We start from the raw sequence: 23,228 nt of genomic DNA, 5'->3' as shown, positions 1-23,228 counted from the left end.
TGCCCCAGCGGTCGGTGTCAAGCCTACGGCGTGAGCCTCGTCTATGGAGACGGAGCTCGTTACTCGCCCTTGGCCTTCGCGATGATCTCCTCGGCGACGTTCCGCGGAACCTCGGCGTAGGAGTGGAACTGCATCGAGTAGCTTGCGCGACCCGAGGTCTTGCTGCGGAGGTCGCCGACGTAGCCGAACATCTCCGACAGCGGAACCAGGCCCTTGACGAGCTTGGCGCCGTGACGGTCCTCCATGGCCTCGATCTGGCCACGGCGGGAGTTGATGTCACCGATGACGTCGCCCATGTAGTCCTCGGGGGTGGTGACCTCGACGGACATCATCGGCTCGAGCAGAGCCGGCGACGCCTTGCGGGCACCTTCCTTGAACGCCATGGAACCGGCGATCTTGAACGCGAGCTCGGAGGAGTCGACGTCGTGGTAGGCACCGTCGAGCAGCGTCACCTTGACGCCGGTCAGCGGGTAGCCGGCCAGAACACCGAACTCCATGGCCTCCTGGCAACCCGCGTCCACGGACGGGATGTACTCCCGCGGGATGCGGCCACCGGTGACCTTGTTCTCGAACTCGTAACCGTCGCCCTCGAGGGGCTCGATCGCGATCTGCACCTTCGCGAACTGGCCGGAACCACCAGTCTGCTTCTTGTGCGTGTAGTCGATGCGCTCGACGGCCTTGCGGATCGTCTCGCGGTACGCGACCTGCGGCTTGCCGACGTTGGCCTCGACGCGGAACTCACGGCGCATACGGTCGACCAGCACGTCGAGGTGCAGCTCGCCCATACCCGCGATGATGGTCTGGCCCGTCTCCTCGTCCGTGTGGACCTGGAAGGACGGGTCCTCCTCGGCCAGGCGCTGGATGGCGACACCCAGCTTCTCCTGGTCGCCCTTGGACTTCGGCTCGATGGCGACCTGGATCACCGGCGCCGGGAAGTCCATGGACTCGAGGATGACCGGCTTCGCGGCGTCGCAGAGGGTCTCACCGGTGGTGGTCTGCTTCAGACCCATGACGGCGACGATGTCGCCGGCACCCACCGAGTCGATCTCCTCACGCTTGTTCGCGTGCATCCGGTAGATCTTGCCGATGCGCTCCTTCTTGCCCTTCACGGAGTTCTGCACCTGAGTGCCGGCCTCCATGCGGCCCGAGTAAACCCGGACGAAGGTGAGCTTGCCGAGGTGCGGGTCGCTCATGATCTTGAAGGCAAGACCAGCGAACGGCTCGTCGTCGGACGGCTTGCGCTTGACGACCTCGTCGGCGTCGTTGACCGCGTGGCCCTCGACGGCCTCGATGTCCAGCGGCGACGGCAGGTAGCGCACGACCGCGTCGAGCAGGGGCTGAACGCCCTTGTTCTTGAACGCGGTGCCACAGAACACCGGGGTGACGGTGACGTCGCCGCCACCCTTGGAGGCGAGAGTGATGCGGCGGATGGCCGCCATCAGCTGCTCCTGGGTGGGCTCCTGGCCCTCCAGGAAGAGCTCCATCATCTCTTCGTCGTTCTCGGCAACGCCCTCGAGGAGCTTGCCGCGCCATTCCTCGGCAGCCTCGATGTGGGTGTCCGGGATGTCGACGACGTCGTACATCTCGCCCTTGGCGGCCTCGGCGGACCAGACCAGCGCCTTCATCTGGACGAGGTCGACCACGCCCTTGAAGTCGGCCTCGGTGCCGATCGGCAGCTGCATGACCAGCGGAACCGCGCCCAGGCGGTCGACGATCATGTCGACACAGCGGTGGAACTCGGCACCGGTACGGTCCAGCTTGTTCACGAAGCAGATGCGCGGCACGCCGTAACGGTCGGCCTGACGCCAGACCGTCTCGGACTGCGGCTCGACACCGGCGACGCCGTCGAACACCGTCACGGCACCGTCGAGCACGCGCAGCGAACGCTCCACCTCGACGGTGAAGTCGACGTGGCCCGGGGTGTCGATGATGTTGATGGTGTGGTCGACGCCCTCAAGCGGCCAGTGGCAGGTCGTCGCGGCAGACGTGATCGTGATGCCGCGCTCCTGCTCCTGCTCCATCCAGTCCATCGTGGCAGCGCCGTCGTGGACTTCACCGATCTTGTACGAAACGCCGGTGTAGAACAGGATCCGCTCGGTGGTGGTCGTCTTGCCCGCGTCGATGTGGGCCATGATCCCGATGTTGCGGACCTTGGCCAGGTCAAGCGAAGTGGTGGCCATATGGCTCAGTCTTCTCTCGGTTCTCGATGGGGGTAGCGACTACCAGCGGTAGTGCGCGAAGGCCTTGTTGGACTCGGCCATCTTGTGCGTGTCCTCACGCTTCTTGACCGAGGCGCCGAGACCGTTCGAGGCGTCCAGCAGCTCGTTCATGAGGCGCTCGGTCATGGTCTTCTCGCGACGGGCGCGGGAGTAACCGACCAGCCAGCGCAGCGCCAGGGTGGAGGCGCGGCCCGGACGGACCTCGACCGGCACCTGGTAGGTGGCGCCACCGACGCGGCGGGACTTGACCTCGAGAGCCGGCTTCACGTTCTCGAGAGCGCGCTTGAGGGTGATGACCGGGTCGTTGCCGGTCTTCTCGCGCAGACCCTCCATGGCGCCGTACACGATGCGCTCGGCGGTGGAGCGCTTGCCGTGCAGGAGGATCTTGTTGATGAGCGACGTCACCAGGGGGGAGCCGTAAACCGGGTCGATGATGACCGGGCGCTTCGGGGCGGGGCCCTTACGAGGCATTCTTACTTCTCCTTCTTGGCGCCGTAGCGGCTGCGAGCCTGCTTACGGTTCTTGACGCCCTGCGTGTCGAGGGAACCGCGGATGATCTTGTAGCGAACACCCGGCAGGTCCTTCACACGGCCACCGCGCACGAGCACGATGGAGTGCTCCTGCAGGTTGTGGCCCTCACCCGGAATGTAAGCGGTGACCTCGATGCCGGAGGTCAGACGCACACGCGCGACCTTACGGAGCGCCGAGTTCGGCTTCTTCGGGGTGGTCGTGAAAACACGCGTGCAGACGCCGCGGCGCTGGGGCGAACCCTCGAGTGCGGGCGTCTTGTTCTTCTCGACCTTGTCCTGCCGGCCCTTCCGGACCAGCTGCTGGATCGTAGGCACCGTTTCTCCGGTTTCTGTGTGCCGATCACGATAAAACTAACCTGGAACCACCGACCCACGCGGTCGGGTGTGTCGAAGGCTGCAGACTCCACCGAATGGTGGACCGATGCAGATTTCGGTGTCTCCGAACGGTTCAGGACCGCCCGGTTCCGGGCCTCTCGCACGGTTTGAAGGCACGCACGAGAGCCCAGGGACACCCCAGGCACAAGGTCAGAGCGTACCTACCGCATGGGCTGGGGTCAAAACAAATGCACACACGGAGGACACCCCCGCGGCCTGCGCACGTCGCAGATCAAAGGGGCCTCGCGGGGCGCGCCGTGGGTCGCCGAACGGGTGACGGCGACCACATTCAGCGGCCGGCCGACACGCCCCTCGGGGCGGGCCGCGCGTCCCCCGGACGGGCCCCGCTGACCGCGAGGATCATCTCCGTCATCTCCACGAACTGCCGGCGGTGACTGTCCGGGATGCCCAGCAGCTCGGCGGCCTCCGGCGGCGTCACGCGCCCGCCGGCCCGCTCGCCCGCGCCGGCCGGCGTCCCGCCCGGCAGCGGGAGGTCCTCCGCCGAGACCTTGCCGGACTCGATCAGCATGTCGCGCAGCCCGACGCCCAGGACCCGTGCCAGGGCACGCATGGTCTCCAGGTCCGGCAGGCTCTGGCGCTGCAGCAACCGGGTCACCGCCGCGCGGTGCACCCCGGCGTCCTCCGCCAGCCGTGACCTGCCACCGCCCCGCGGGCTGTCGATGTCGTATCCGCGCTCCCGCATCAGATGCTCGACCCAGCCCGCGAACCGCTCCATGTCCGAGCCCTTTTCGCCCATAACACGCTCCCTCCGCACCCAGAACCCTACCGTCCGATCGCGCACGCAATGACCAGGATGGAGTGCGCGCGCGCAACTGGCTACCTCGGAGGGGGAAATTCACGCCAAAGGGCCGGGGACCGGTCGTTCAACTGCCGGGTTGCCGCCACGACGGGAGATACGGAAGGGCACTCCCGTGACCTTTGTTGCGCTCTCGCACGCAAGCTGGGTACGGTTCATTGCGTAGTCGCAACAAACCGGCCGGTCCGTTCGTCTCCGCACGCCCGCACGCACCCGCATCCCGGACGCCCGCCGTACGCACCCGCACACCGCCCGGCACCACCCGCACCCACGCACCACCCGCGCCCGAGGGGGACCGACCCGCCATGCCCGCATCCGCGCTCCGCGCACCCGTCTCCGGCTACCCGCACCCCGGCCCCGCCCGCCGCCCCGCCGACTGGCGCACCCACGCCGCCTGCGCCGGCCTGCCGGACGGCGCCGTCTTCGCCCGCCGCCCCCAGGCCGCGCTCCCCGCCCTGCGGGCCTGCGCCGTCTGCCCCGTACGCCGCTACTGCCTGGAGGCCGTCGCGCCCCGGGAGAGCTGGTTCGACGGGGTGAGCGGAGGACGCCTGTGGCGCAACGGCAGAGAAGTGCCCGTCCCCGAAGCGCTCGCCGCCGACCGTCCGGCCGACCACTCGGATCGCTTGGACCACATGGACCACCCGCATCGCCCGGATCACCTGGAGGAGCCGTCATGACCGCGAAGGACAGCCCCGGCGTCTGGCTGAGGGTCCTGCTCCGTCAGTTCCCGGAGCTGGGCCGCGAGCTCGCCCCCAGCCGCACCGCCCGCCCCTCCCCCACCGGCGCCCGGCCCCCGGCCGGCCCCTCCGCGCCCATCCGGCTCTTCGTCTCCGACACCATCCGCGACGTCACCGACGGCGTGGTGGAGCTGGAGGAGGCCGTCGCCGAGAAGCTGGGCCTGCCGCGCCCGCGGCGCGGCACCGTCCCCGAGCGCCTGCTCCGGCTGATCTCCCTGCTGGACCGCGTCGCCGCCCACCCGGACCCCGCCCTCGCCGACCACGTGCGCGGCGAGACCCGCCGGATGGCCCACCGCTGCTCCCTCGCCCTCGGCGACGCGGAGACCCCGGTCCGGGTGCGGGGCCGCTGCGTCCACTGCGACTCCGTATCGCTGCGCGTCTTCCCCCGGCGCGAGACGATCCTGTGCGTCAACCCCGGCTGCCGCTGCCAGGACCCGGCCTGCGGCTGCCGTACGGACGACCGGTACCGCCATGAGTGGGTCCGGGCGGACTGGGACCGGCTCGGGGAGAGCCTCGGCGAAGGCTTCGAGGGGAACCTCGAGGGGAGCCTTGACGGGATCCTCGAGGGGAGCACGCCGTGACGACCCTGGTGACGACGGCGATCGCGGCCCAGGAGACGGCGGTCGTGCCCGACACGATCCGCAAGTGGGTCCAGCTGGGGCACCTGGCCCCGGCCGGCCGGCGCGGCCGCGGCCACCTCTTCCGCCTGGAGGACGTCTTCGCGGCGGAGCGCGCGACGAGGCGGGCGCACGAGCGGGGCCGGCCACCGGCGGGCCCGTAGGAGTCCCCTATATATACGAGACGTATCAGTGCCCCGGGGCCCACAGGCCCCGGGGCACTTCCGCGCGCACCGGCCGGGCGCGCACCGACGGGGCGTTGGGCCGACTGGACGTTGGGCCGGCTAGGCGTTGGGCCGGCTAGGCGTTGGGCCGGCTAGGCGTTGGGCCGGCTAGGCGTTGGGCCGGCTAGGCCTTGGACGGTCCGCCGGAGTCGGCGGCGCTCCATGACGGCATGCGGTACACCTGGGCGCCGGCCGCGGTCCGCTGCTTCCCGTCCTCGACGGCCCCGACGGCCTCCTGCCAGCCGCTGACGAATCCCCGGACCTCGGCGGCGTCGAAGGCCTTGGCGGCGAGCTTTCCCACGACGGACGTGAGCGCCTGGGCGACCTCGTCGGTGAACATCCCGGCCTGCCCGGACTCGGCGGCGACCTCGACGGTGGCCGCCACGACCTCCGTGATCCGCTCGCTGTGCACACTCATCGCGCGGGTCCCCCGCACATCACGACCTGCTCGCTCATGCCACCCCCAGGTGCTGTTCGCCGACTCATTTGGCCCCTCCGTGACACCTCCAGCGCATCTGTCGTGAGATACCCGGGAGTGTGCGCGATCGCCCCTTAATCTATCCCGCCACTCTGACACTCCGTCTCATCAGTCCGAACTCTCCGCAGTGAAAACCGGATGACCGGTACTTAATCCTAGAACCCTTTACCCATGTGGCGTGAGGGACGGAGAAAGAGGTCAGGGAGCGGCTCCGGGGCGACTGCTGACGTCCACTCAGGGACCCTGCCCACCGACCCTGATTGCGAGCTCGAAACTTCTTGTTGCGCGCTCGCGCGTTCTCGTTCACAATAGATGCAGCGGCGGAGCTGTGCCCACGACAAGGGCGCGGCCTCCGCCGCTTCGCGTTGAGCGGTCCGACGCGTACGGGCCGAACGGCGGCCCACCCTTCCTCTTCCGCACGCCGCGCACGCGGCACCGCACGCCAAGGAGCGCTCGTGAACGAAGCCCTGCTCTCGTTCCCCGACGTGGAACGCCTCATCGTCGACAACCTCAAGTACCGGCCGGAGCTGGCCGGTGTGGTCGTCGACAACCGTCCGCCGAACGACTTCGACGGTACGCAGAAGGTGGTGCTGGTCTCCCGGACCGGCGGCGCCTGGGTCGACGATCTCCATCTCGACCAGCCCCTCGTCGAGTTGGAGGTCTACGGACCGGACAAGAGGACGGCACACACCGTGTCGCTCGCCGTCCGCGCCGCACTCCTCCAGCTCCGCGGCAGCCGCTACGGCACCGCGGTCGTCACCGACGTCGTCGAGACCGAGGCCGTGCGCTGGCTGCCGGACTACAACCGGCCCGCCGGCAACCGCTACCTCACCACGGTGCGCCTCTCGCTCCGCCCGGCGTAGAGCCGGACCGCGGCACCCCGCACCGTACGCATGACGAAGGCCCCGCCGGCTCCCGGCGGGGCCTTCGTCATGCACCACGACCCGCTTTTCATCCCTGTCTTCATCACTCTCTTCAAGGAGAACCACATGCCCGGTATGAACCCGAGCGAGATCCGCGTCGCCGGCACCGGCCGCATCCTCATCGCGAAGCCCGGCACCAGTGCCCCGACCGACCTCAGCACCGCCGAGTGGGGCGCCGGCTGGCGCGACCTGGGCTACACCAGCACCGACGGCGTGAAGTTCGGCCGCAAGGGCAAGACCGCCAACGTCGACACCTGGCAGTCGCTGACCCCGGCGCGCACGATCTACACCGAGCGCGAGCTCACCGTGAAGTTCGGCATGCTGCAGCTCAACGAGGACACCCTGCCGTTCTTCTTCGGCGGCGGCACGGTCGCCGAGAGCGACCCGAAGACCAGCGTCTACAAGTACGACATCAAGACCGACCAGGGCGAGGACGAGCGCGCCCTGGGCGTGGAGTTCAGCGACGGCGCGGACATCAAGTACCGCATCATCATCCCGCGCGGCCTGGTCACCGTTCAGGACGACATGGACCTCAACCGCAAGGGCGCCATCAAGCTGGGCGTCACGTTCACCGCCCTGGCGCCGCAGAAGCAGGACGACCCGCTGGCCACGTGGCTGATGAAGGACGCGGCCTACGCCGCGTCGGCCCCCGCCCCGGCCAAGTAAGGACCGGCCCGGTCCTCGAGGTGCCGTCGCCGCGGCCGCGGCGANNNGGCACCCTCCCCCCTCTTCCGCACTTCTCCACTTCGCTCAAGGAGCAGCACCATGCCCGGATTCGACGTCAACGCGGCCCGCGCCCAGCGCCTGGAGGCCCTCGGCAGGACCTGGACCTTCCGGCTCGACGGCGACGCCTTCGAACTCCCCACCGAGATCGGCCACCGCACGGCCCGCGCCCTGCGCGAGCTCGACGACAACGACGTCGACGGCCTGCTGGGCCTGCTGCTGGGCGAGAAGCAGTTCGAGCGCTTCCTCGGCCACGAGGTGACGATGCAGGACATCGCCGCGATCCTCGAGGCCTACGGCAAGGAGACCGGGCTCGGCCTGGGGGAAGACTGAGCCTCGACGCGTTCGTGGAAGAACACGCCGAGGCTCTGGAAGCCGATCTGCTGCGGCACTACGGCGTGGACCTGCTGGACTGGCACCGGGGGGAACTGTCGTCGCGACGCCTCTCGGTGCTGGTCGAGCACATGCCACGCGACAGCGCCGTGAACCGTGACCTCTACGGAGAGGCCATGGAATGGGACGCGTCCACCCATCTCCTGGCGGCGGTCACCGACCACCTGGCCGTCGCCAACTGGATGACGACGATGCTGCACAGCAATGAGGACTCCGAGCAGCTGGAGTACCCGGAACCGGTGCCGCGACCGGGAGCCCCGGAGGCATCCGAGGAATCATCCGAAGATTTCTCCGATGTTTTCCTCGCGGACCGGAAAACAAATGACGACGCATCGCCGACGGCCGACCAGCTCGCCCGCTTCTTCGCCTGACCCCTCCACCACACGCACTTCTCCGGGGCCCACCGAACTCATTGACGGCGTGATCCAGATGTGCTGGACTGAAACCTTTGCAGTCTACACCGAGGACGGACAATGGGCGGTATCATCTATCTCTGCATAGCCGGGCTTTTCCTTGCCCTCGCAGCGAAGCTGTGGCACGGGGTTTTCGTTCTTTCCCGCCTGCGGAAAAGTGGAGTCATCACCGAAGGGCGTTGCACCCATCACGAGTGGGGAGAGGATTCGGTCGGCGCAGTATTCGAGTACGCAACTCCGGACGGCCGGACCTTCACCGTCTCGTCAGGGAAGGAACAAACCCTCCCGTTCGAGATGTCCGCAAGAACCGACATCGTCTACGACCCGGCAAAGCCGTCACGTTCCGCAGTCACCGCACATCTCGCCGGCGAACTGCGCACACTATGGATGAGCGCCTTCGCCGTAACCGCAGTGCCGATATTCGTGCTATTGGCGATGCTCGTCCTCTGACTTCGTCACAGACCGGAGGAAGGAATAATGCCGGACCCCAGACCAGCCGAAGATCTTTCCCTGACGACACAGGCAGCCAAGGATGCCGCACGGGCCGAGCTGGCCATCGAGCTCCCGAAACTCAAAACCGAAATCCTGAAGGACGCGACGCTACAGGGCGCCAAGGGGGACTTCAGCGGGGCTGCATTCGGTGCCCAGATCTTCAAGTTCGACCAATCCCTGTGGAAGTGGGACGAAAAAGGCCTCACCTTCGCCGGCAAGGAAGTCCAGTGGGCCAAAAAGCTGAGCCTGCAGAACGTGATCCACGGGAAGAAGAACCGGGAGAAGGCCGAACAGGGCAAGCAAAAAGAGCGACAAAAAGAAGAGGCGGCGAAGGCCGAACTCCAGGCCATCAAGGACAGTGCGCTCGCGGCAGGCCGAGATGCCAGGGACGCGAAGCGGAACGCCGAGACGGCTCACCGGAATGCCCAGCAGTCGGTCACGGATGCCTCGAGGGCCAAGCACGACGCCGACACGGCAAGGAATCTGGCGAGCTCGGCGCGAAGGAATACCGAGCTCGCGGCGACCGGCTCCCGCGAGGCGAGAGAGAGCGCCAAGCTGGCCAAGCAGAGCTCCGAGCAGACCCGAAAAGTGGCCAAGGAATTCCTGCGGGCCATGCAGCACCTGGATGTCCAGGCGGGAGGAAGCACCAAGAACATCGACAGCTTCAAGCGCGCACTCAAAGAATTGGAACGCCAGTTGTAGTGCTGCGCAGCCAGCGAATTGGATAGGACATGTCTCTAGTTCAAGCCCTGGGCCGGACCTCCGCGCCCCTTCGGGGCTTCAAGACCAACGCCGAGGGAGCCGGCCGGGCCGCCGGCGCCCTCGGCAGACAGGCCGGCACCGCCAGTACCGGCATCGGCAGGATCAGGGGCACCGCCCAGCAGGCCGCCCGCGAGGTCAAGGGCCTCAGGACCAGCTCGGACCAGGCCGAGAAGTCGGTCGGCAGGCTCGGCAAGGCCGCCGGCACCGGCAACCGGGAGATGGGCAGGTTCGGGGGTGGTGCCAAGAAGGCCTCCGGCGAGGTCAAGGGCCTCAACAAGTCCATGCGGGGCAACGTCCTCGGGATGCTGGTCGAGCTCTTCGCACCGCTCATCGAGAAGGTCGTCGCCATGGCGTCCAAGTCGAAGGCGATGCAGCGCATCATGAAGACCGCCTTCGACGTCATCAGCAAGTCCGTCGACGTCGCGATGAAGTTCATCGGGCCGCTCATCCAGCTCACCGGGAAGATCATCTCGGGGGTCTTCAAGGGCATCCTGGCCGTGGTCGGCGGCGTGGTGCTGTTCTTCGCCGGCGATGTGGTCGGCGCCTTCAGGACCGTCAGGGACGGTCTTCACCGGGCCTGGGACTCGCTGCCGGAGTCGGCCAAGATGATCTTCCGGCCGATCCTGGACTACGCCAAGGCGCCGGTCAACGGCATCATCTGGCTGATCAACAAGGCCATCGACGTCCTCAACCTCATTCACATCCCGATCCCCGGCTGGGTCCCCGGCATCGGTGGCAAGGACTACCGGCTCCCCCACATGAGCCACGTTCCCATGCTCGCCGAGGGCGGCATCGTCGCCCCGCGCAGCGGTGGCGTGCCCGCGGTGGTCGCGGAGGCCGGCGAGTCCGAGGCCGTCATGCCGCTCTCGCGGCTGGACCGGCTGCTCTCGCGCACGGCCACCGAGGCGAGGACCGGCCGTGCCCGCCCCGGCCCGGGCGGCGAGGCGCTGCACATCGAGAACTACTACGCCACCCAGGCGAGCGACCCCCAGCAGACCGCCATGGCGCTGATGTTCCTCGCCAAGGCCCGCGGGTGAGGGCGAGGAGGTAACGCATGGCCGCAACAGCGGCGTTCGCCGACCCGCTCGCCAACACAGCCGGTTCCTTCGCCACCTTCGGTTCACTGCTCCGGCAGGGCACCCAGGCCGTCCGGGCGAACGCGAGGGCCGTCACGGCCGCCGCGCGCACCCTCGACCGGCTCGCCCGGGGCGGCGGTCCGGCCGGCGCGTCCGTCAAGCGGTTCGGCACCGACGCGACCGCCACCGGGCGGGCCATCGACAGGCTCGGAAGAACCGCGGGCACCGCGACCGTCGGTGTGGCCAAGGGGCGTACGGCGCACCGGCAGGCCGCCCGCCTGGTGAAGGACACCCACCGGGAGTCCGATGCCACCGCGCGCACCGTCCGCGCACAGTCGAAGCTGGCGGGTACCGCGGGCCGCCTGTCCGGCGTCCTCGGCGGCAAGCTCGGCATCGTCACCCAGGTCTGGGAGGCGGTCAACCTGGTGATGAAGGGCAATCCCCTCGTCCTCCTGGCCACGGTGATCATGCCGGTGGCCACCCAGCTCATCGACTTCGCGATGGAGTCCGACGCCGGCAAGGCGTTCATGGAGAAGTGCTTCTCGGGCTTCGAGACGATCATGGGCCCCGCGTTCACGGGGGTGATGCCGGTGATCACCGGTCTGGCGGCCGCCGCGACCGTCTTCGAGGGGATGAGGCGCATCGTCAGCGACCCGGTGGGGTTCCTGCGCGACGATCTGCCCCGGGGTTTCCAGCACTTCCGCGATGCGATGGACCGCTTCCTCGGTGGCTCGGGCGGCACCCTGAGAAACATCGTCGATGTCGTCGCGGCCGTCCTCAAGTTCCCGGTCAACTGCCTGATCGCCATCGGCAATCTGGTCATCTCCGCCGTCAACGTCCTCCCCGGCGTCAACATTTCCAAGGTCCCCATGCTCGCCCTGGGCGGCATCGTCACCCCTCGCGACGGCGGCGTCCCCGTGATCCTCGCCGAGGCCGGCGAGACCGAGGTCGTCCTGCCGCTGTCCCGGCTCGACGCGCTCCTCGCCCGCACCGCCGAGGCGGCCCGCGGCGCGGGGCCGTGGGGTCGTGGGCCGCGCGTCGAGCACTACTACGAGCCCGAGGGCCGCGGCTCCCACGGCATCGCCGAGGACCTGCTGTTCCTCGCCCAGACAAGCGCACAGACAAGACAGACAAGAAGGTGAGGGCCACCCGCCCATGGCACCGGACCCGACACAGATGAACACCGGCACCGAACCCCCCGGCTCACTGATCACCCTCGACGGGCAGATCCAGTGGGCCGGGCTTCTTTTCGGGCCCGGCACGGAGTACGGGATCGCGGACAGCGGTCTCACCGGCTGGGCCGACCTGCCCGCCCTCGACAGCGGCGACGTCCTGCGCCCCGACCAGCACGGCGCCTGGCCCGGGGCCCAGTGGTCCCAGGCCCGTACGGTCACCGCGCCGGTCTGGCTGCTGCCGGAGCGGCCGGAACAGGCTGCCGCCGTGGCGCGGCGGTTCCGCGCGGCCACCGCCGTGCACTCCGGCGAGCAGTGGCTGGCCGTACGGCTGCACGGCGAGACCCTGGCCGTGCGGGCCCGGGTCAACCAGCGCTCCATCCCGCACGACCGCATGTTCGTCACGCACGGCACGGCCAAGGCCACCGTGCAGTGGGTGTGCGCCGACCCGCGCCGCTTCTCCGTCGAGGAGCGGACCGCGACGACCGGGCTGCCGCGCCGGGAGGCCGGCCTGGACTGGAGCGGCGGCCTGAAGTGGCCGCTGGCCTGGGGAGGTTCGTCCGCCAACGGCGTGCTCACCGCGGTCAACGCCGGTGACGCCCCGGCCACCCCGGTGATCGAGTTCCACGGCCCGGTCCGGCGGCCGTCGCTGACCCGGCTCGGCGACGACCTGCGCCTGGAGTACGACATCGCGCTCGGCCCCCAGGACGTGCTGACCGTCGACACCGGCACGGGCACGGTCATCCTCAACGGCACCGCGTCCCGCATCCACACCGCCACCGCCCAGTCGTCGCCCGAGCAGCTCTTCCAGCTGGAGCCCGGGGAGTCGTCGCTGGCCTTCCGCTGCGATCCCGACGCGGTCAACGCCGAGGCGTCGGTCTCCGTCACCTGGCGCGACGCCAACTGGTGACCGGCCCCCGCGCGACCCCCGCCGCCCACCCCCACCCGCACACCTCATGGAGAACGGCATGAACATCCGCAGTGCTTGGCTGCTCAACACCACCGACGCAGCCGGTGGCCAGTCCCGCATCGACACCCGCCTCGCCCCGCTCGGCGCCATGACCCCCGGCGGCGCCATGACCTCGCTGGACGGCGTGCTGCCGGGCTCGGCGAACGGCACCACGACGATCTCCGGCCTGCGCGTCTACGGGGACACCGCCGGCCTGAGCGCCAAGGTCGCCCCGGGCCGCGCCGTCGTCCAGGGCAGCGAGGCGGCGGGCGCCTACCCGGTCTACGTACCGGAGGTCACCAGCATCACCTTCGCCGACGGCGACCCGGGCAATCCGCGCGTGGACCTGGTCGTCCTGCGCGTGTACGACAACGACCAGGACGCCTCCGGGCAGACCGCCGCCACGATCGAGATCGTGCCCGGCCGCCCGGCCGCCTCCCCCACGCCGCCGCCGGTGCCCCCCGGCGCCCTGGCCCTGGCCCAGGTCACCGTCCCCGCGGGCGCCTCCGCCGGCACCGGCGGGCTCGACTGGAAGTCCGCCGTCGTGGACCGGCGACGGGCGACGGTGGCGGTCGGCGGCATCGTCCCGCTCGCCAGGGGCGCGGCCTTCAACGGCGCGTACCCGGGCCAGTACCGCGACACGGGCAGCGGCCTGGAGCGCTGGAACGGCAAGGACTGGAAGCCGTACCCGGAGCAGCCGGTGTGGCAGGACTACACCCCCAAGTGGGGCTCGGCCACCGACGGCGCGCCCGACCCGGTCCTGCGGGGCGGGTCCGTCGAGGGCCGGTACATCAAGACGGGCCCGGTCGTGCACTTCCGCGCCTTCTTGAAGATCGGCCTCTTCGACAGCTGGGGCGGCCCGGGCACCAACGGCAACTGGTACCTCACCCTGCCCGTCAAGCCGGCCAGGAGCAGCACGGGCGGCTTCCGGGCCCGGCTCGGCGACGAGAACGGCGGCTACTTCCACGGCGCCTGCGAGATCAGCCCCACCCTCGGCGGCTCGGCACGCAACTGGACCAGCACCAAGGCCTCGGGAGCGCCCACCACCGCCTGGGTCGACGCCGACGACCCGATGCCGCCGCTGGGCAGCGTGCCCGCCGTCGGCAGGCCCGGCGGCCCCGCCCCCGCGAGCGTCTCCAACTGGTACGAGGTGTGGGGCACCTACGAGGTCACCGCATGAGGGCCCTGACGCCGATGACCGACGTCACCTACCGCGCCCTGTTCTGCGACCTGCTCACCGACCGCGTCATCGACGCCCTCCCGCTCACCGACGTCGAGTTCGACGACTTCATCGGCAAGCCGGGGCAGCTGCGCGCCACCGTCCCGCTGCCCGACGAGGCCCTCGCCCGGCGGGCCCGTGCCGCGCTCCGGCCCGGCCGCACCGCGGTCTGGCTGGAGCGCGGCTCCGACATCTGGTGGGGCGGCATCCTGTGGACCAGCACGCCCGCCGGCGACGAGCGGGGCCGGCTGAGCGTGCAGATCCAGGCCGGCACCTTCGATTCGTACCTCGAGCACCGCATCCTCTCCCAGGACGTGCACTTCCCGCCGGACGCCAAGCCGGCTCTGCCGCCCGTCGACCAGTTCGAGATCGTCCGCGGCCTCGTCCGGCACGCCCAGGAGCAGCCCGGCGGCGACATCGGGATCACCTTCGGCAAGGAGGTCTCCGGCGTCACCGCCAGGCGCTCCTACGCCTGGAGCGACCTGGCCCGCGTGCGGGAGCTCATCGACCAGCTGGCCGCCATGGAGAACGGATTCGAGTGGCGGGTCCACTGCTACCGCGACCCCGCCTCCGGGGCCCGCGTCAAGCGGCTCCAGCTCGGCCACCCGAGGATCACGACCAGCGCCCTGGCCGACATCGTGCTCGACCGGCCCGGCCAGGTGCTCGCCTACAGCCTGCCCGCCGACTCGACCGTGCAGGCCAACGTCTGGGTCGCCCGCGGCGAGTCGGACAACCGCGACCAGGCCAGCGAGAGCCGGCCGCAGCTGTCCGCCGTGCAGGTCGCGACGGCGGACCTGCGGGCCGGCTGGCCCCGGCTGGAGGGCTCGTCGGACCTCAGCGGCATCTCGGACAAGCGGCTCCTCGACGGCTCGGCCGCCGCCGAGCTGCAGCGGGCGCGCAGCCCCCAGGTGATCCCCGAGGTCACCATCCGGGTGGACGGCCGCATCACGCCCGCCCTCATCGGCGCCACCGTGCTGCTGCGCATCCGCGACGGCTGGCACCGCGAGGGCCCGGACGTCCGCTACCGCGTCGTCGGCCTGACCGTCACGCCGCCCGCGCGCGGCAAGGGCGAGACCGCCAAGCTCTACCTGGAGGAGGCCTAGATGGCAGCCATCCCCACCGACCTCCTCGACCGCATCCGCTCCCTCGAGCGGCAGGTGCGGGCCCTGATGGGCAGCGCCAACACCCGCCCCGCGATGGACCGGGTCAAGGGCGGCAACGTCGTCATCACCGACGGCGGACAGCTGTCCGTGCGCAACAGCGAGGACGAGAAGGGAGCCGAGCTCCTCTACATCGGGCAGAGCCCCGACGTCTTCCCCACCCGGCCCGGCGGCCGCCCGCAGAGCGGCTTCCTGCTGCGGCGCGAGGACGGGTCCGTCGCACTGGCGGTACGGACCAACGCGCCCGACATCGAGGACCAGCAGTCGCTGAAGATCTTCGACCACAAGAGCAACGTCATCCTCTCCGACGACCCCGCCGGAGAGGGCCTCGCCCGTCCCTACATCCCGTATCCGCTGCCCACGCCGGCGGACGAGAGCCACTGGGAGTCCACCGGCTCCACCGAGTGGACCACGCTCTACACCGGGTACGCGATCGTCCAGCACCCGTACCTGCACTGCCGGATCGCCGCCGGCGGGGACGGAGAGGTCCGGCTGCGCGTCGACAAGGTCCCGGTCGGCCCGAGCGGCTCGGGCGACCTCGCGTTCACCGCGCCCGTCAAGGCCGGCTTCGACGCCGAGGTCACCTTCGAGGTGCAGGCCCGCGCCGCCCGGCCCGGCAGCACCGTCCGCTGCTCCCCCCGCGCCCTCTACGGCGTCAAGTCCTGACCCCTTCGCGACGTCCCACCCCAAGGAGGCATCCCACGTGCTGCCCAACGGCATTCCCACGGTGACCGTCACCGGTCGCTATCTCACGCCCACCGGCGAGGCCCTCAGCGGCACCGTCACCTTCCGCGCCCCGTCGCTGCTCACGCACACCGGCAGCGACGTCATCCTGGGCGGCCCGATCGTCGCCGTGCTCGACGCGGAGGGCCGCATCAAGGCCACGCTGCCCGCCACGGACACCCCGGGCATGAACCCGGCCAAGTGGACGTACAACGTCACCGAGCGGCTCTCCGGCATTCCGGTGAACCGCACCTACGAGATCGCGGTGCCGGCCGCCCAGCCCACCGTCGACCTCGCCGACATCGCCCCGGTCGACCCCGAGGCCCCGCACTACGTCGCCGTGGCGGGCCCGCCGGGCCCGGCCGGCGCTCCCGGCCCCGCGGGCACGCCCGGCGCGCCGGGCCTCGTCCGGTCGGTCAACGGCCGGAGCGTCGCGGACATCACGCTGACCGCCGACGACGTCAGGGCCGTACCGGCCGCGTCCGTCGGCGCGGCGAACGGCGTGGCCGGGCTCGACGCCTCCGGCAAGGTGCCGGCCGCCCAGCTGCCGCCGGGCGCGGTCTCGGCCGTCTCGAGCGTCAACACCAAGAAGGGCGCGGTCGTGCTGACGGCGGCGGACGTGGGCGCCCTCGACCAGGCGGCCGCCGACCTGCGCTACGTCCAGCAGGCGGCCGTGCCGGTGAAGTCCGTCAACGGCAGGACCGGCCAGGTCGTGCTCGACGCCGCCGCCCTCGGCGCCGTTCCGGCGGGGACGGCCCTTCTGCTGGCGGGCGATCAGAGCGTGGACGGCGCCAAGACGTTCACGACCGCCCCCGCCTCCACGGCGCAGCCCACCGCCGCGGGCCACCTGGCGACGAAGGGATACGTCGACTCCCTGGCCGCCCCCGGCACCTGGGGCCCGCGCGACCTGGGCTTCGGCGCCTGGACGTTCGACCCCGCGGCGGCCGCGTACGACGCCGCCCAGTTCTGCGTCCCGGGCACCATCTACCTCATCGGCATCAATCTCCCGGTGGCCACGAAGATCAGCAACCTGGTCTTCTACGTCCTGGGCTTCAACGGCACCTCGCTGAGCACCGCCTCCTACGCGGGTCTCTACACCTCCGCCGGCAACCGCGTCGGCGACACCGCCCCGCTGACCAACCACATCAGGGCGACCTTCGGCACCACGGTCGTCTGCCCGCTGACCACGGCCTATGACGCGGCGCCCGGCACCTACTGGATCGCACTGCTGATCAACGGCCCCTCGGACGACAAGCGGAACGACGGGCCCGGCTTCGCCGCCGGCGCGAACGCGGGCAAGCAGCCCTCCAGCTCGGCCCGGATGCCCGGCGCCTTCACCCGCTACGGACGCCTGGCCACCACGGGCCAGACCTCGCTGCCCGCCTCGTTCAAGCCCTCCAGCTCGACGATCATCGAGGACGCGAACGCCATCTGGGCCGCCGTCGCCTGACCCCTCCCCGCAGGACCACCCACCCCGAGCCCCGGGCCGCCACCGCTCCCCCAGCGGCGGCGGCCCGGGGCTTTCGCCTGCACCCACCCACCCTGGAGCGAACCCATGGCAAACCCCCTCACCGCCGACCAGCTGCTCGCCGCCCTCCGCGCCGAGGGCCTCGACGTCGTCGAGGTCGGCGACTGGCGCGAGCACAACCGCAATCACAAGGGCGCCTGGGGCCCCGTTCACGGCGTGATCATCCACCACACCGTGACCAGCGGCACCAAGGACTCCGTCGACATCTGCTACGAAGGCGACGACGAGCTGCCCGGCCCGCTCTGCCACGGCGTCATCGACAAGGACGGCACCGTCCACCTCATCAGCAGCGGCCGGGCCAATCACGCCGGCAGCGGCGACGGACGCGTGCTCGACGCCGTCGTGCACGAGGTGGACGCCCCGCGCCCGGGCAGCGACGACACCGACGGCAACGCCCGCTTCTACGGCTTCGAGTGCGTCAACCTCGGCGACGGCGTCGACCCCTGGCCCGCCGCCCAGCTGGAGGCCATCGAGCGCGCCTCGGCGGCACTGTGCCGGGCCCACGGCTGGAGCTCGGCGTCGGTCATCGGGCACAAGGAGTGGACCGGCACCAAGATCGACCCGCTGGGCTTCGAGATGGACGACATGCGCGGCCGCGTCGCCTCCCGCCTGGGCGCCGCACCCGGCGGCCCCGCCGAGCCGCCGGCGAAAGGGGACGACCCGGCACCGGCCGTGACGGCCTACACCGTCCGGCGCGGCGACACCCTCTACGGCATCGCCGAGTCCCACGCGACCACCACCGCCCGGCTCGTGTCCCTGAACGACCTCGACCAGCCCGACGTCCTGCGCCCGGGCCAGGAGCTGCGGGTCCCCGCCGCGGGCAACGGCTACGAGCCCTTCCCCGGCGCCGGCTTCTTCCGCGGCGCGCCCGACTCCCCCGTCGTCACCGCGATGGGCCGCCGCCTCGTCGAGGAAGGCTGCTCCGCCTACGCCGAGGGGCCCGGCCCGCGCTGGAGCGAGGCCGACCGCCGCTCGTACGCCGCCTGGCAGCGCAAGCTCGGCTTCACCGGCTCCGACGCCGACGGCTGGCCGGGCCGCACCTCCTGGGACGCGCTGAAGGTCCCCCGCTCCTCCTGAAAGGCCCGCCCATGACCGACACCGCCAAGCACACCCTGCGCACCGTCCTCCAGACCGCCGTCGCGCTCGCGATCGTCCTGCCCGCGATCGTGGACGCGGCCGGCGTCCCGGCGACCCTGCCCTGGGTCGCCGGGGCGCTGGCCGCCGCGGGCGGGCTGACCCGGGTGATGGCCGTGCCCGGCGTCCAGGCCCTGCTGCCCGCCTGGCTGCGCACCGGCCGGCCGGCCCCGCCCGGCAGCGACGCCGAGCTCGTGGCGCTCGCCCGCGACGACCGGGGCCGCCCGTGAACGAGCCCGGAACCTCCCGCACCGCCCCCGCCACCGTCGCCCTGGAGCTGGAGCGGCTGCGCGGCACGATGGAGGCCGGCTTCGCCCGGGTCGACGGGTCGCTGGCGCTGCTGGTGCAGCGCAGTGATCAGACCGACAAGCAGCTGGCCGATCACGAGGCCCGGCTCGACGCCCTGGAGCGGGCCCGCTGGCCGATGGCCGGCGTGGCCGCACTGACGGCCCTGGCCGGGCTGGTCCTCGCGGCCCTCCAGCTCGCCGCCCGCTGAAACGCCGCAGGGCGGCCACCCCCGAAGGGGTGACCGCCCTGTGCGCGATCAGCAGGATCAGCCGGACCGGCCGGAACAGCCGGAGCGGCTACCGCCTCACTGGTTGTACGGACCGTAGTCGTAGTCCTCCAGCGGGACCGCCTGGCCGGAGCCGGTGCCGAAGGGCGAGTAGTCGATGTCGTCGTAACCGACGGCCGAGTACATCGCGGCCTTGGCCTCCTCGGTGGGCTCCACCCGGATGTTGCGGTAGCGGGACAGGCCCGTACCGGCCGGGATGAGCTTACCGATGATGACGTTCTCCTTGAGGCCGATCAGGGAGTCCGACTTGGCGTTGATCGCCGCGTCGGTCAGAACCCGGGTCGTCTCCTGGAAGGACGCCGCCGACAGCCAGGACTCGGTCGCGAGCGAGGCCTTGGTGATACCCATCAGCTGCGGACGGCCGGAGGCGGGGTGACCGCCCTCGGTGACCACACGACGGTTCTCGGACTCGAAGCGCGAGCGCTCCACGAGCTCGCCCGGCAGCAGCTCCGCGTCGCCGGACTCGATGATCGTCACGCGGCGCAGCATCTGCCGGATGATGATCTCGATGTGCTTGTCGTGGATCGACACACCCTGCGAGTTGTAGACCTTCTGGACCTCGCCGACCAGGTGGACCTGGACGGCGCGCTGGCCGAGGATGCGCAGGACGTCGTGCGGGTTGGTGGCACCCACGGTGAGCTTCTGGCCCACCTCGACGTGCTCACCCTCGCTGACCAGCAGACGGGCACGCTTCGAGATCGGGAACGCCGTCTCGTCGCTGCCGTCGTCCGGAGTGACGACGAGCTTCTTGGTCTTCTCGGTCTCCTCGATGCGGACGCGGCCGGCCGCCTCCGAGATCGGGGCGACACCCTTGGGCGTACGGGCCTCGAAGAGCTCGACGACACGGGGCAGACCCTGGGTGATGTCGTCACCGGCCACACCACCGGTGTGGAAGGTACGCATCGTCAGCTGGGTACCGGGCTCACCGATGGACTGGGCGGCGATGATGCCGACCGCCTCACCGATGTCCACCAGCTTGCCGGTCGCCAGCGAGCGGCCGTAGCAGAAGGCACAGGTGCCGACCGCGGACTCGCAGGTGAGGACCGAGCGGGTCTTGACCGTCTCGACGCCGTGGGCGACGAGCTGGCCGATGAGCACGTCACCGAGGTCGACGTTGGCCGGCGCGATGACCTTGCCGTCGACGACGACGTCCTCGGCGAGCATGCGGGCGTAGACGCTGGTCTCCACGTCGTCCGTCTTGCGCAGGACGCCGTCCTCGCCCTTGACGGCGATCGCCAGCTTGAGGCCACGGTCGGTGCCGCAGTCCTCCTCGCGGATGATCACGTCCTGGGAGACGTCGACCAGACGACGGGTGAGGTAACCCGAGTCGGCGGTACGCAGAGCGGTGTCCGCGAGACCCTTACGGGCACCGTGGGTGGAGATGAAGTACTCCAGCACGGAGAGACCCTCACGGAACGACGCCTTAATGGGTCGCGGAATGGTCTCGTTCTTCGCGTTCGACACCAGACCACGCATACCGGCGATCTGCCTCATCTGCATCATGTTTCCTCGGGCACCCGAGTCAACCATCATGAAGATGGGGTTCGTCTTGGGGAAGTTCGCGTTCATCGCCTCGGCAACCTCGTTGGTCGCCTTGGTCCAGATCGCGATGAGCTCCTGCGTGCGCTCGTCCTTGGTGATCAGACCGCGCTCGTACTGCTTCTGGACCTTCTCGTCCTGCGCCTCGTAGCCCTTGACGATCTCCTTCTTCGCCTCGGGAACGACGACGTCGGAGATGGCCACGGTGACGCCGGAACGGGTCGCCCAGTGGAAGCCGGCCGCCTTCAGGTTGTCGAGCGTCGCCGCCACGATGACCTTGGGGTAGCGCTCGGCCAGGTCGTTGACGATCTCGGAGAGCTGCTTCTTGCCCACCGAGTAGTCGACGAACGGGTAGTCCTCGGGCAGCAGCTCGTTGAAGAGCGCGCGGCCCAGGGTGGTGCGCAGGCGGAACGAGTCACCCTGCTGCCACTCCGGCTCGCCCTCCTCGGCGACCGGGGGAACCCAGCCGCGCGGGGGAACGGTGCCGATCGGGAAGCGGATGTCGACCTTCGCCTGGAGCGAGAGCTCACGGGCGTCGAACGCCATGATCGCCTCGGCGACCGAACCGAAGGACCGGCCCTCGCCGATGACCTTGCGCTCTTCCTCGTCGGTGGTGAGGAAGAACAGACCGAGCACCATGTCCTGGGTCGGCATGGTGACCGGACGGCCGTCGGCCGGCTTGAGGATGTTGTTCGAGGACAGCATCAGGATGCGGGCCTCGGCCTGCGCCTCCGCGGAGAGCGGCAGGTGGACGGCCATCTGGTCACCGTCGAAGTCCGCGTTGAACGCGGTGCAGACGAGCGGGTGGATCTGGATGGCCTTGCCCTCGACCAGCTGCGGCTCGAAGGCCTGGATGCCGAGGCGGTGCAGCGTGGGCGCACGGTTCAGCAGCACCGGGTGCTCGGCGATGACCTCTTCGAGGACGTCGTACACGACGGTGCGGCCGCGCTCGACCATGCGCTTGGCCGACTTGATGTTCTGCGCGTGGTTCAGGTCGACCAGGCGCTTCATCACGAACGGCTTGAAGAGCTCCAGCGCCATGGCCTTGGGCAGACCACACTGGTGCAGCTTCAGCTGCGGACCGACGACGATGACGGAACGGGCCGAGTAGTCGACACGCTTACCGAGCAGGTTCTGACGGAATCGACCCTGCTTACCCTTCAGCATGTCGCTGAGGGACTTCAGCGGACGGTTGCCGGGGCCCGTGACCGGGCGACCACGACGGCCGTTGTCGAAGAGGGCGTCGACCGCCTCCTGGAGCATCCGCTTCTCGTTGTTCACGATGATCTCGGGGGCACCGAGGTCGAGCAGACGCTTCAGACGGTTGTTGCGGTTGATCACACGGCGGTACAGGTCGTTCAGGTCGGAGGTCGCGAAGCGGCCACCGTCCAGCTGCACCATCGGACGCAGGTCCGGCGGGATCACGGGGATGCAGTCCAGCACCATGCCGCTGGGGCTGTTGCGGGTCTGCAGGAAGGCGGAGACGACCTTGAGGCGCTTGAGCGCACGGGTCTTCTTCTGGCCCTTGCCGGTCCGGATGATCTCGCGGAGGCGCTCGGCCTCCTCGTCGAGGTCGAAGGACTCCAGGCGCTTCTGCAGCGCGGCGGCGCCCATCGCACCCATGAAGTACGTGCCGAAGCGGTCACGCAGCTCGCGGTAGAGCAGCTCGTCGCCCTCGAGGTCCTGGACCTTGAGGTTCTTGAAGCGGCTCCACACCTCGTCGAGGCGGTCGATCTCGCGCTGCGCACGGTCGCGCAGCTGCTTCATCTCACGCTCGGCGCCCTCGCGCACCTTGCGGCGCACGTCGGCCTTGGCACCCTCGGCCTCGAGCTCGGCCAGGTCGGACTCGAGCTTCTTGGCGCGGGCCTCGAGGTCGGCGTCACGACGCTGCTCGATCTGCTGACGCTCGACGGAGACGTGGGCCTCCAGCGAGGGCAGGTCGCGCGTGCGGCGCTCCTCGTCCACCCACGTGATCATGTAGGCGGCGAAGTAGATGACCTTCTCGAGGTCCTTCGGGGCCAGGTCCAGCAGGTAGCCCAGGCGCGACGGGACGCCCTTGAAGTACCAGATGTGGGTGACGGGAGCGGCAAGCTCGATGTGGCCCATCCGCTCACGACGCACCTTGGCGCGCGTGACCTCGACGCCACAGCGCTCACAGATGATGCCCTTGAAGCGGACACGCTTGTACTTGCCGCAGTAGCACTCCCAGTCCCGGGTCGGACCGAAGATCTTCTCGCAGAAGAGTCCGTCCTTTTCGGGCTTCAGGGTGCGGTAGTTGATGGTCTCCGGCTTCTTGACCTCGCCGTGGGACCAGGTTCGGATGTCGTCCGCGGTCGCCAGGCCGATCCGCAGCTCGTCGAAGAAGTTGACGTCGAGCACTTGTCGTCAATCCCTCTTTCAGGGTTCGTGCCCTCCCGCCGTGGCGGGATATGGGCTCTACATCAGTGGTCT

General features: G+C 70.0%; 25 protein-coding genes. 19 read left to right on the top strand and 6 right to left on the bottom strand.

Translation table 11 applies throughout. The features are described from left to right. Positions 1–59 precede the first annotated feature (59 nt). The 4 genes from fusA to IE295_RS26915 all read right to left on the bottom strand — a co-directional run bounded on the left by fusA (position 60) and on the right by IE295_RS26915 (position 3,881). Positions 60–2,180 (bottom strand): elongation factor G, encoded by a 2,121-nt coding sequence (gene fusA / locus IE295_RS26930; RefSeq protein WP_190066374.1) that lies wholly within the window; start codon positions 2,178–2,180, stop codon positions 60–62. Between the two features lie 39 nt (positions 2,181–2,219). Further along, entirely contained in the window at positions 2,220–2,690 is a 471-nt protein-coding gene (gene rpsG, locus IE295_RS26925) for a 30S ribosomal protein S7 (protein WP_004950419.1), read from the bottom strand. Between the two features lie 2 nt (positions 2,691–2,692). Continuing rightward, entirely contained in the window at positions 2,693–3,064 is a 372-nt protein-coding gene (gene rpsL, locus IE295_RS26920) for a 30S ribosomal protein S12 (protein WP_003948652.1), read from the bottom strand. 349 nt (positions 3,065–3,413) lie between these two features. Then, complete coding sequence (locus IE295_RS26915) at positions 3,414–3,881, bottom strand: helix-turn-helix domain-containing protein (protein ID WP_190066373.1); 468 nt, start codon at positions 3,879–3,881, stop codon at positions 3,414–3,416. Positions 3,882–4,246: 365 nt separating this feature from the next. Between IE295_RS26915 and IE295_RS26910 the strand changes: the two genes are divergently transcribed. The 3 genes from IE295_RS26910 to IE295_RS26900 are packed head-to-tail and all read left to right on the top strand — an operon-like array spanning position 4,247 to position 5,459. Further along, positions 4,247–4,618, top strand: coding sequence for a WhiB family transcriptional regulator (locus IE295_RS26910; RefSeq protein ID WP_190066372.1), 372 nt, complete (start codon positions 4,247–4,249; stop codon positions 4,616–4,618). Continuing rightward, positions 4,615–5,259: a hypothetical protein gene (locus tag IE295_RS26905; RefSeq protein WP_190066371.1), complete on the top strand. Its 645-nt coding sequence runs from the start codon at positions 4,615–4,617 to the stop codon at positions 5,257–5,259. The genes IE295_RS26910 and IE295_RS26905 overlap by 4 nt, the downstream gene beginning before the upstream one ends. Further along, positions 5,256–5,459 (top strand): hypothetical protein, encoded by a 204-nt coding sequence (locus IE295_RS26900; RefSeq protein WP_190066370.1) that lies wholly within the window; start codon positions 5,256–5,258, stop codon positions 5,457–5,459. The genes IE295_RS26905 and IE295_RS26900 overlap by 4 nt, the downstream gene beginning before the upstream one ends. Before the next feature lie 184 nt (positions 5,460–5,643). Here the strand turns inward: IE295_RS26900 and IE295_RS26895 are convergent, their stop codons facing one another. Further along, positions 5,644–5,937, bottom strand: coding sequence for a hypothetical protein (locus IE295_RS26895; RefSeq protein WP_190066369.1), 294 nt, complete (start codon positions 5,935–5,937; stop codon positions 5,644–5,646). Positions 5,938–6,452: 515 nt separating this feature from the next. Here IE295_RS26895 and IE295_RS26890 point away from each other — a divergent pair. From IE295_RS26890 to IE295_RS26815, 16 genes are all read left to right on the top strand, one after another. Continuing rightward, the gene (locus tag IE295_RS26890; protein WP_190066368.1) at positions 6,453–6,860 is read left to right on the top strand and encodes a hypothetical protein; all 408 of its coding nucleotides are present in this window, start codon (positions 6,453–6,455) and stop codon (positions 6,858–6,860) included. A 126-nt stretch (positions 6,861–6,986) separates the two neighbouring features. Then, positions 6,987–7,586 carry a phage tail tube protein gene (locus IE295_RS26885; protein WP_190066367.1) on the top strand — a complete coding sequence of 200 codons (600 nt, stop codon included), beginning with the start codon at positions 6,987–6,989 and terminating at the stop codon, positions 7,584–7,586. A 99-nt stretch (positions 7,587–7,685) separates the two neighbouring features. Beyond that, positions 7,686–7,976 carry a hypothetical protein gene (locus IE295_RS26880; protein WP_190066366.1) on the top strand — a complete coding sequence of 97 codons (291 nt, stop codon included), beginning with the start codon at positions 7,686–7,688 and terminating at the stop codon, positions 7,974–7,976. 14 nt (positions 7,977–7,990) lie between these two features. Next, positions 7,991–8,407: a hypothetical protein gene (locus IE295_RS26875; RefSeq protein WP_190066365.1), complete on the top strand. Its 417-nt coding sequence runs from the start codon at positions 7,991–7,993 to the stop codon at positions 8,405–8,407. A 102-nt stretch (positions 8,408–8,509) separates the two neighbouring features. After that, positions 8,510–8,899, top strand: coding sequence for a DUF3592 domain-containing protein (locus IE295_RS26870; protein ID WP_190066364.1), 390 nt, complete (start codon positions 8,510–8,512; stop codon positions 8,897–8,899). A gap of 27 nt (positions 8,900–8,926) precedes the next feature. Further along, positions 8,927–9,643, top strand: coding sequence for a hypothetical protein (locus tag IE295_RS26865; RefSeq protein ID WP_190066363.1), 717 nt, complete (start codon positions 8,927–8,929; stop codon positions 9,641–9,643). 29 nt (positions 9,644–9,672) lie between these two features. After that, positions 9,673–10,740, top strand: a complete 1,068-nt coding sequence (locus tag IE295_RS26860) for a phage tail protein (protein ID WP_190066362.1) — start codon at positions 9,673–9,675, stop codon at positions 10,738–10,740. A gap of 17 nt (positions 10,741–10,757) precedes the next feature. After that, complete coding sequence (locus IE295_RS26855; RefSeq protein WP_190066361.1) at positions 10,758–11,921, top strand: hypothetical protein; 1,164 nt, start codon at positions 10,758–10,760, stop codon at positions 11,919–11,921. A gap of 13 nt (positions 11,922–11,934) precedes the next feature. Next, on the top strand, positions 11,935–12,861 hold the full coding sequence (locus tag IE295_RS26850) for a phage distal tail protein (RefSeq protein WP_224323508.1): 927 nt from the start codon (positions 11,935–11,937) through the stop codon (positions 12,859–12,861). A 58-nt stretch (positions 12,862–12,919) separates the two neighbouring features. Further along, on the top strand, positions 12,920–14,080 hold the full coding sequence (locus tag IE295_RS26845; RefSeq protein ID WP_190066360.1) for a hypothetical protein: 1,161 nt from the start codon (positions 12,920–12,922) through the stop codon (positions 14,078–14,080). Then, positions 14,077–15,222 carry a hypothetical protein gene (locus IE295_RS26840; protein WP_190066359.1) on the top strand — a complete coding sequence of 382 codons (1,146 nt, stop codon included), beginning with the start codon at positions 14,077–14,079 and terminating at the stop codon, positions 15,220–15,222. Before IE295_RS26845 ends, IE295_RS26840 begins: the two co-directional genes overlap by 4 nt. After that, positions 15,223–15,945: a hypothetical protein gene (locus IE295_RS26835; protein ID WP_190066358.1), complete on the top strand. Its 723-nt coding sequence runs from the start codon at positions 15,223–15,225 to the stop codon at positions 15,943–15,945. A gap of 37 nt (positions 15,946–15,982) precedes the next feature. After that, positions 15,983–17,452: a phage tail protein gene (locus IE295_RS26830; protein ID WP_190066357.1), complete on the top strand. Its 1,470-nt coding sequence runs from the start codon at positions 15,983–15,985 to the stop codon at positions 17,450–17,452. Positions 17,453–17,557: 105 nt separating this feature from the next. Then, positions 17,558–18,607 (top strand): peptidoglycan-binding protein, encoded by a 1,050-nt coding sequence (locus IE295_RS33815; protein WP_224323509.1) that lies wholly within the window; start codon positions 17,558–17,560, stop codon positions 18,605–18,607. Positions 18,608–18,618: 11 nt separating this feature from the next. Next, on the top strand, positions 18,619–18,894 hold the full coding sequence (locus IE295_RS26820) for a hypothetical protein (protein WP_190066356.1): 276 nt from the start codon (positions 18,619–18,621) through the stop codon (positions 18,892–18,894). Beyond that, positions 18,891–19,160: a hypothetical protein gene (locus tag IE295_RS26815; RefSeq protein ID WP_190066355.1), complete on the top strand. Its 270-nt coding sequence runs from the start codon at positions 18,891–18,893 to the stop codon at positions 19,158–19,160. Before IE295_RS26820 ends, IE295_RS26815 begins: the two co-directional genes overlap by 4 nt. Positions 19,161–19,256: 96 nt before the next feature. Here IE295_RS26815 and IE295_RS26810 read toward each other — a convergent pair whose 3' ends face one another. Further along, a complete protein-coding gene (locus IE295_RS26810) occupies positions 19,257–23,156 on the bottom strand; it encodes a DNA-directed RNA polymerase subunit beta' (RefSeq protein ID WP_190066354.1) in 3,900 nt (1,299 codons plus the stop codon). Positions 23,157–23,228: the final 72 nt, after the last annotated feature.

This window comes from Streptomyces griseocarneus (assembly GCF_014655595.1).
In the GTDB taxonomy this organism is placed as follows: domain Bacteria; phylum Actinomycetota; class Actinomycetes; order Streptomycetales; family Streptomycetaceae; genus Streptomyces; species Streptomyces griseocarneus.
The sequence above is the reverse complement of the archived record's forward strand: the minus strand, read 5'-3'. Positions and strand labels throughout refer to the sequence as shown.

Bases quoted from the DNA above. Each gene is read 5' to 3' on its own strand.
- IE295_RS26840 (WP_190066359.1), top strand. From the start codon at position 14,077: ATGAGGGCCCTGACGCCGATGACCGACGTCACCTACCGCGCCCTGTTC.
- IE295_RS26870 (WP_190066364.1), top strand. From the start codon at position 8,510: ATGGGCGGTATCATCTATCTCTGCATAGCCGGGCTTTTCCTTGCCCTC.
- IE295_RS26915 (WP_190066373.1), bottom strand. From the start codon at position 3,881: ATGGGCGAAAAGGGCTCGGACATGGAGCGGTTCGCGGGCTGGGTCGAG.
- IE295_RS26885 (WP_190066367.1), top strand. From the start codon at position 6,987: ATGCCCGGTATGAACCCGAGCGAGATCCGCGTCGCCGGCACCGGCCGC.
- IE295_RS26910 (WP_190066372.1), top strand. From the start codon at position 4,247: ATGCCCGCATCCGCGCTCCGCGCACCCGTCTCCGGCTACCCGCACCCC.
- IE295_RS26845 (WP_190066360.1), top strand. From the start codon at position 12,920: ATGAACATCCGCAGTGCTTGGCTGCTCAACACCACCGACGCAGCCGGT.
- IE295_RS33815 (WP_224323509.1), top strand. From the start codon at position 17,558: ATGGCAAACCCCCTCACCGCCGACCAGCTGCTCGCCGCCCTCCGCGCC.
- rpsG (WP_004950419.1), bottom strand. From the start codon at position 2,690: ATGCCTCGTAAGGGCCCCGCCCCGAAGCGCCCGGTCATCATCGACCCG.
- IE295_RS26820 (WP_190066356.1), top strand. From the start codon at position 18,619: ATGACCGACACCGCCAAGCACACCCTGCGCACCGTCCTCCAGACCGCC.
- IE295_RS26860 (WP_190066362.1), top strand. From the start codon at position 9,673: ATGTCTCTAGTTCAAGCCCTGGGCCGGACCTCCGCGCCCCTTCGGGGC.
- IE295_RS26855 (WP_190066361.1), top strand. From the start codon at position 10,758: ATGGCCGCAACAGCGGCGTTCGCCGACCCGCTCGCCAACACAGCCGGT.
- IE295_RS26865 (WP_190066363.1), top strand. From the start codon at position 8,927: ATGCCGGACCCCAGACCAGCCGAAGATCTTTCCCTGACGACACAGGCA.
- IE295_RS26850 (WP_224323508.1), top strand. From the start codon at position 11,935: ATGGCACCGGACCCGACACAGATGAACACCGGCACCGAACCCCCCGGC.
- fusA (WP_190066374.1), bottom strand. From the start codon at position 2,180: ATGGCCACCACTTCGCTTGACCTGGCCAAGGTCCGCAACATCGGGATC.
- IE295_RS26880 (WP_190066366.1), top strand. From the start codon at position 7,686: ATGCCCGGATTCGACGTCAACGCGGCCCGCGCCCAGCGCCTGGAGGCC.
- IE295_RS26835 (WP_190066358.1), top strand. From the start codon at position 15,223: ATGGCAGCCATCCCCACCGACCTCCTCGACCGCATCCGCTCCCTCGAG.
- IE295_RS26895 (WP_190066369.1), bottom strand. From the start codon at position 5,937: ATGAGTGTGCACAGCGAGCGGATCACGGAGGTCGTGGCGGCCACCGTC.
- IE295_RS26905 (WP_190066371.1), top strand. From the start codon at position 4,615: ATGACCGCGAAGGACAGCCCCGGCGTCTGGCTGAGGGTCCTGCTCCGT.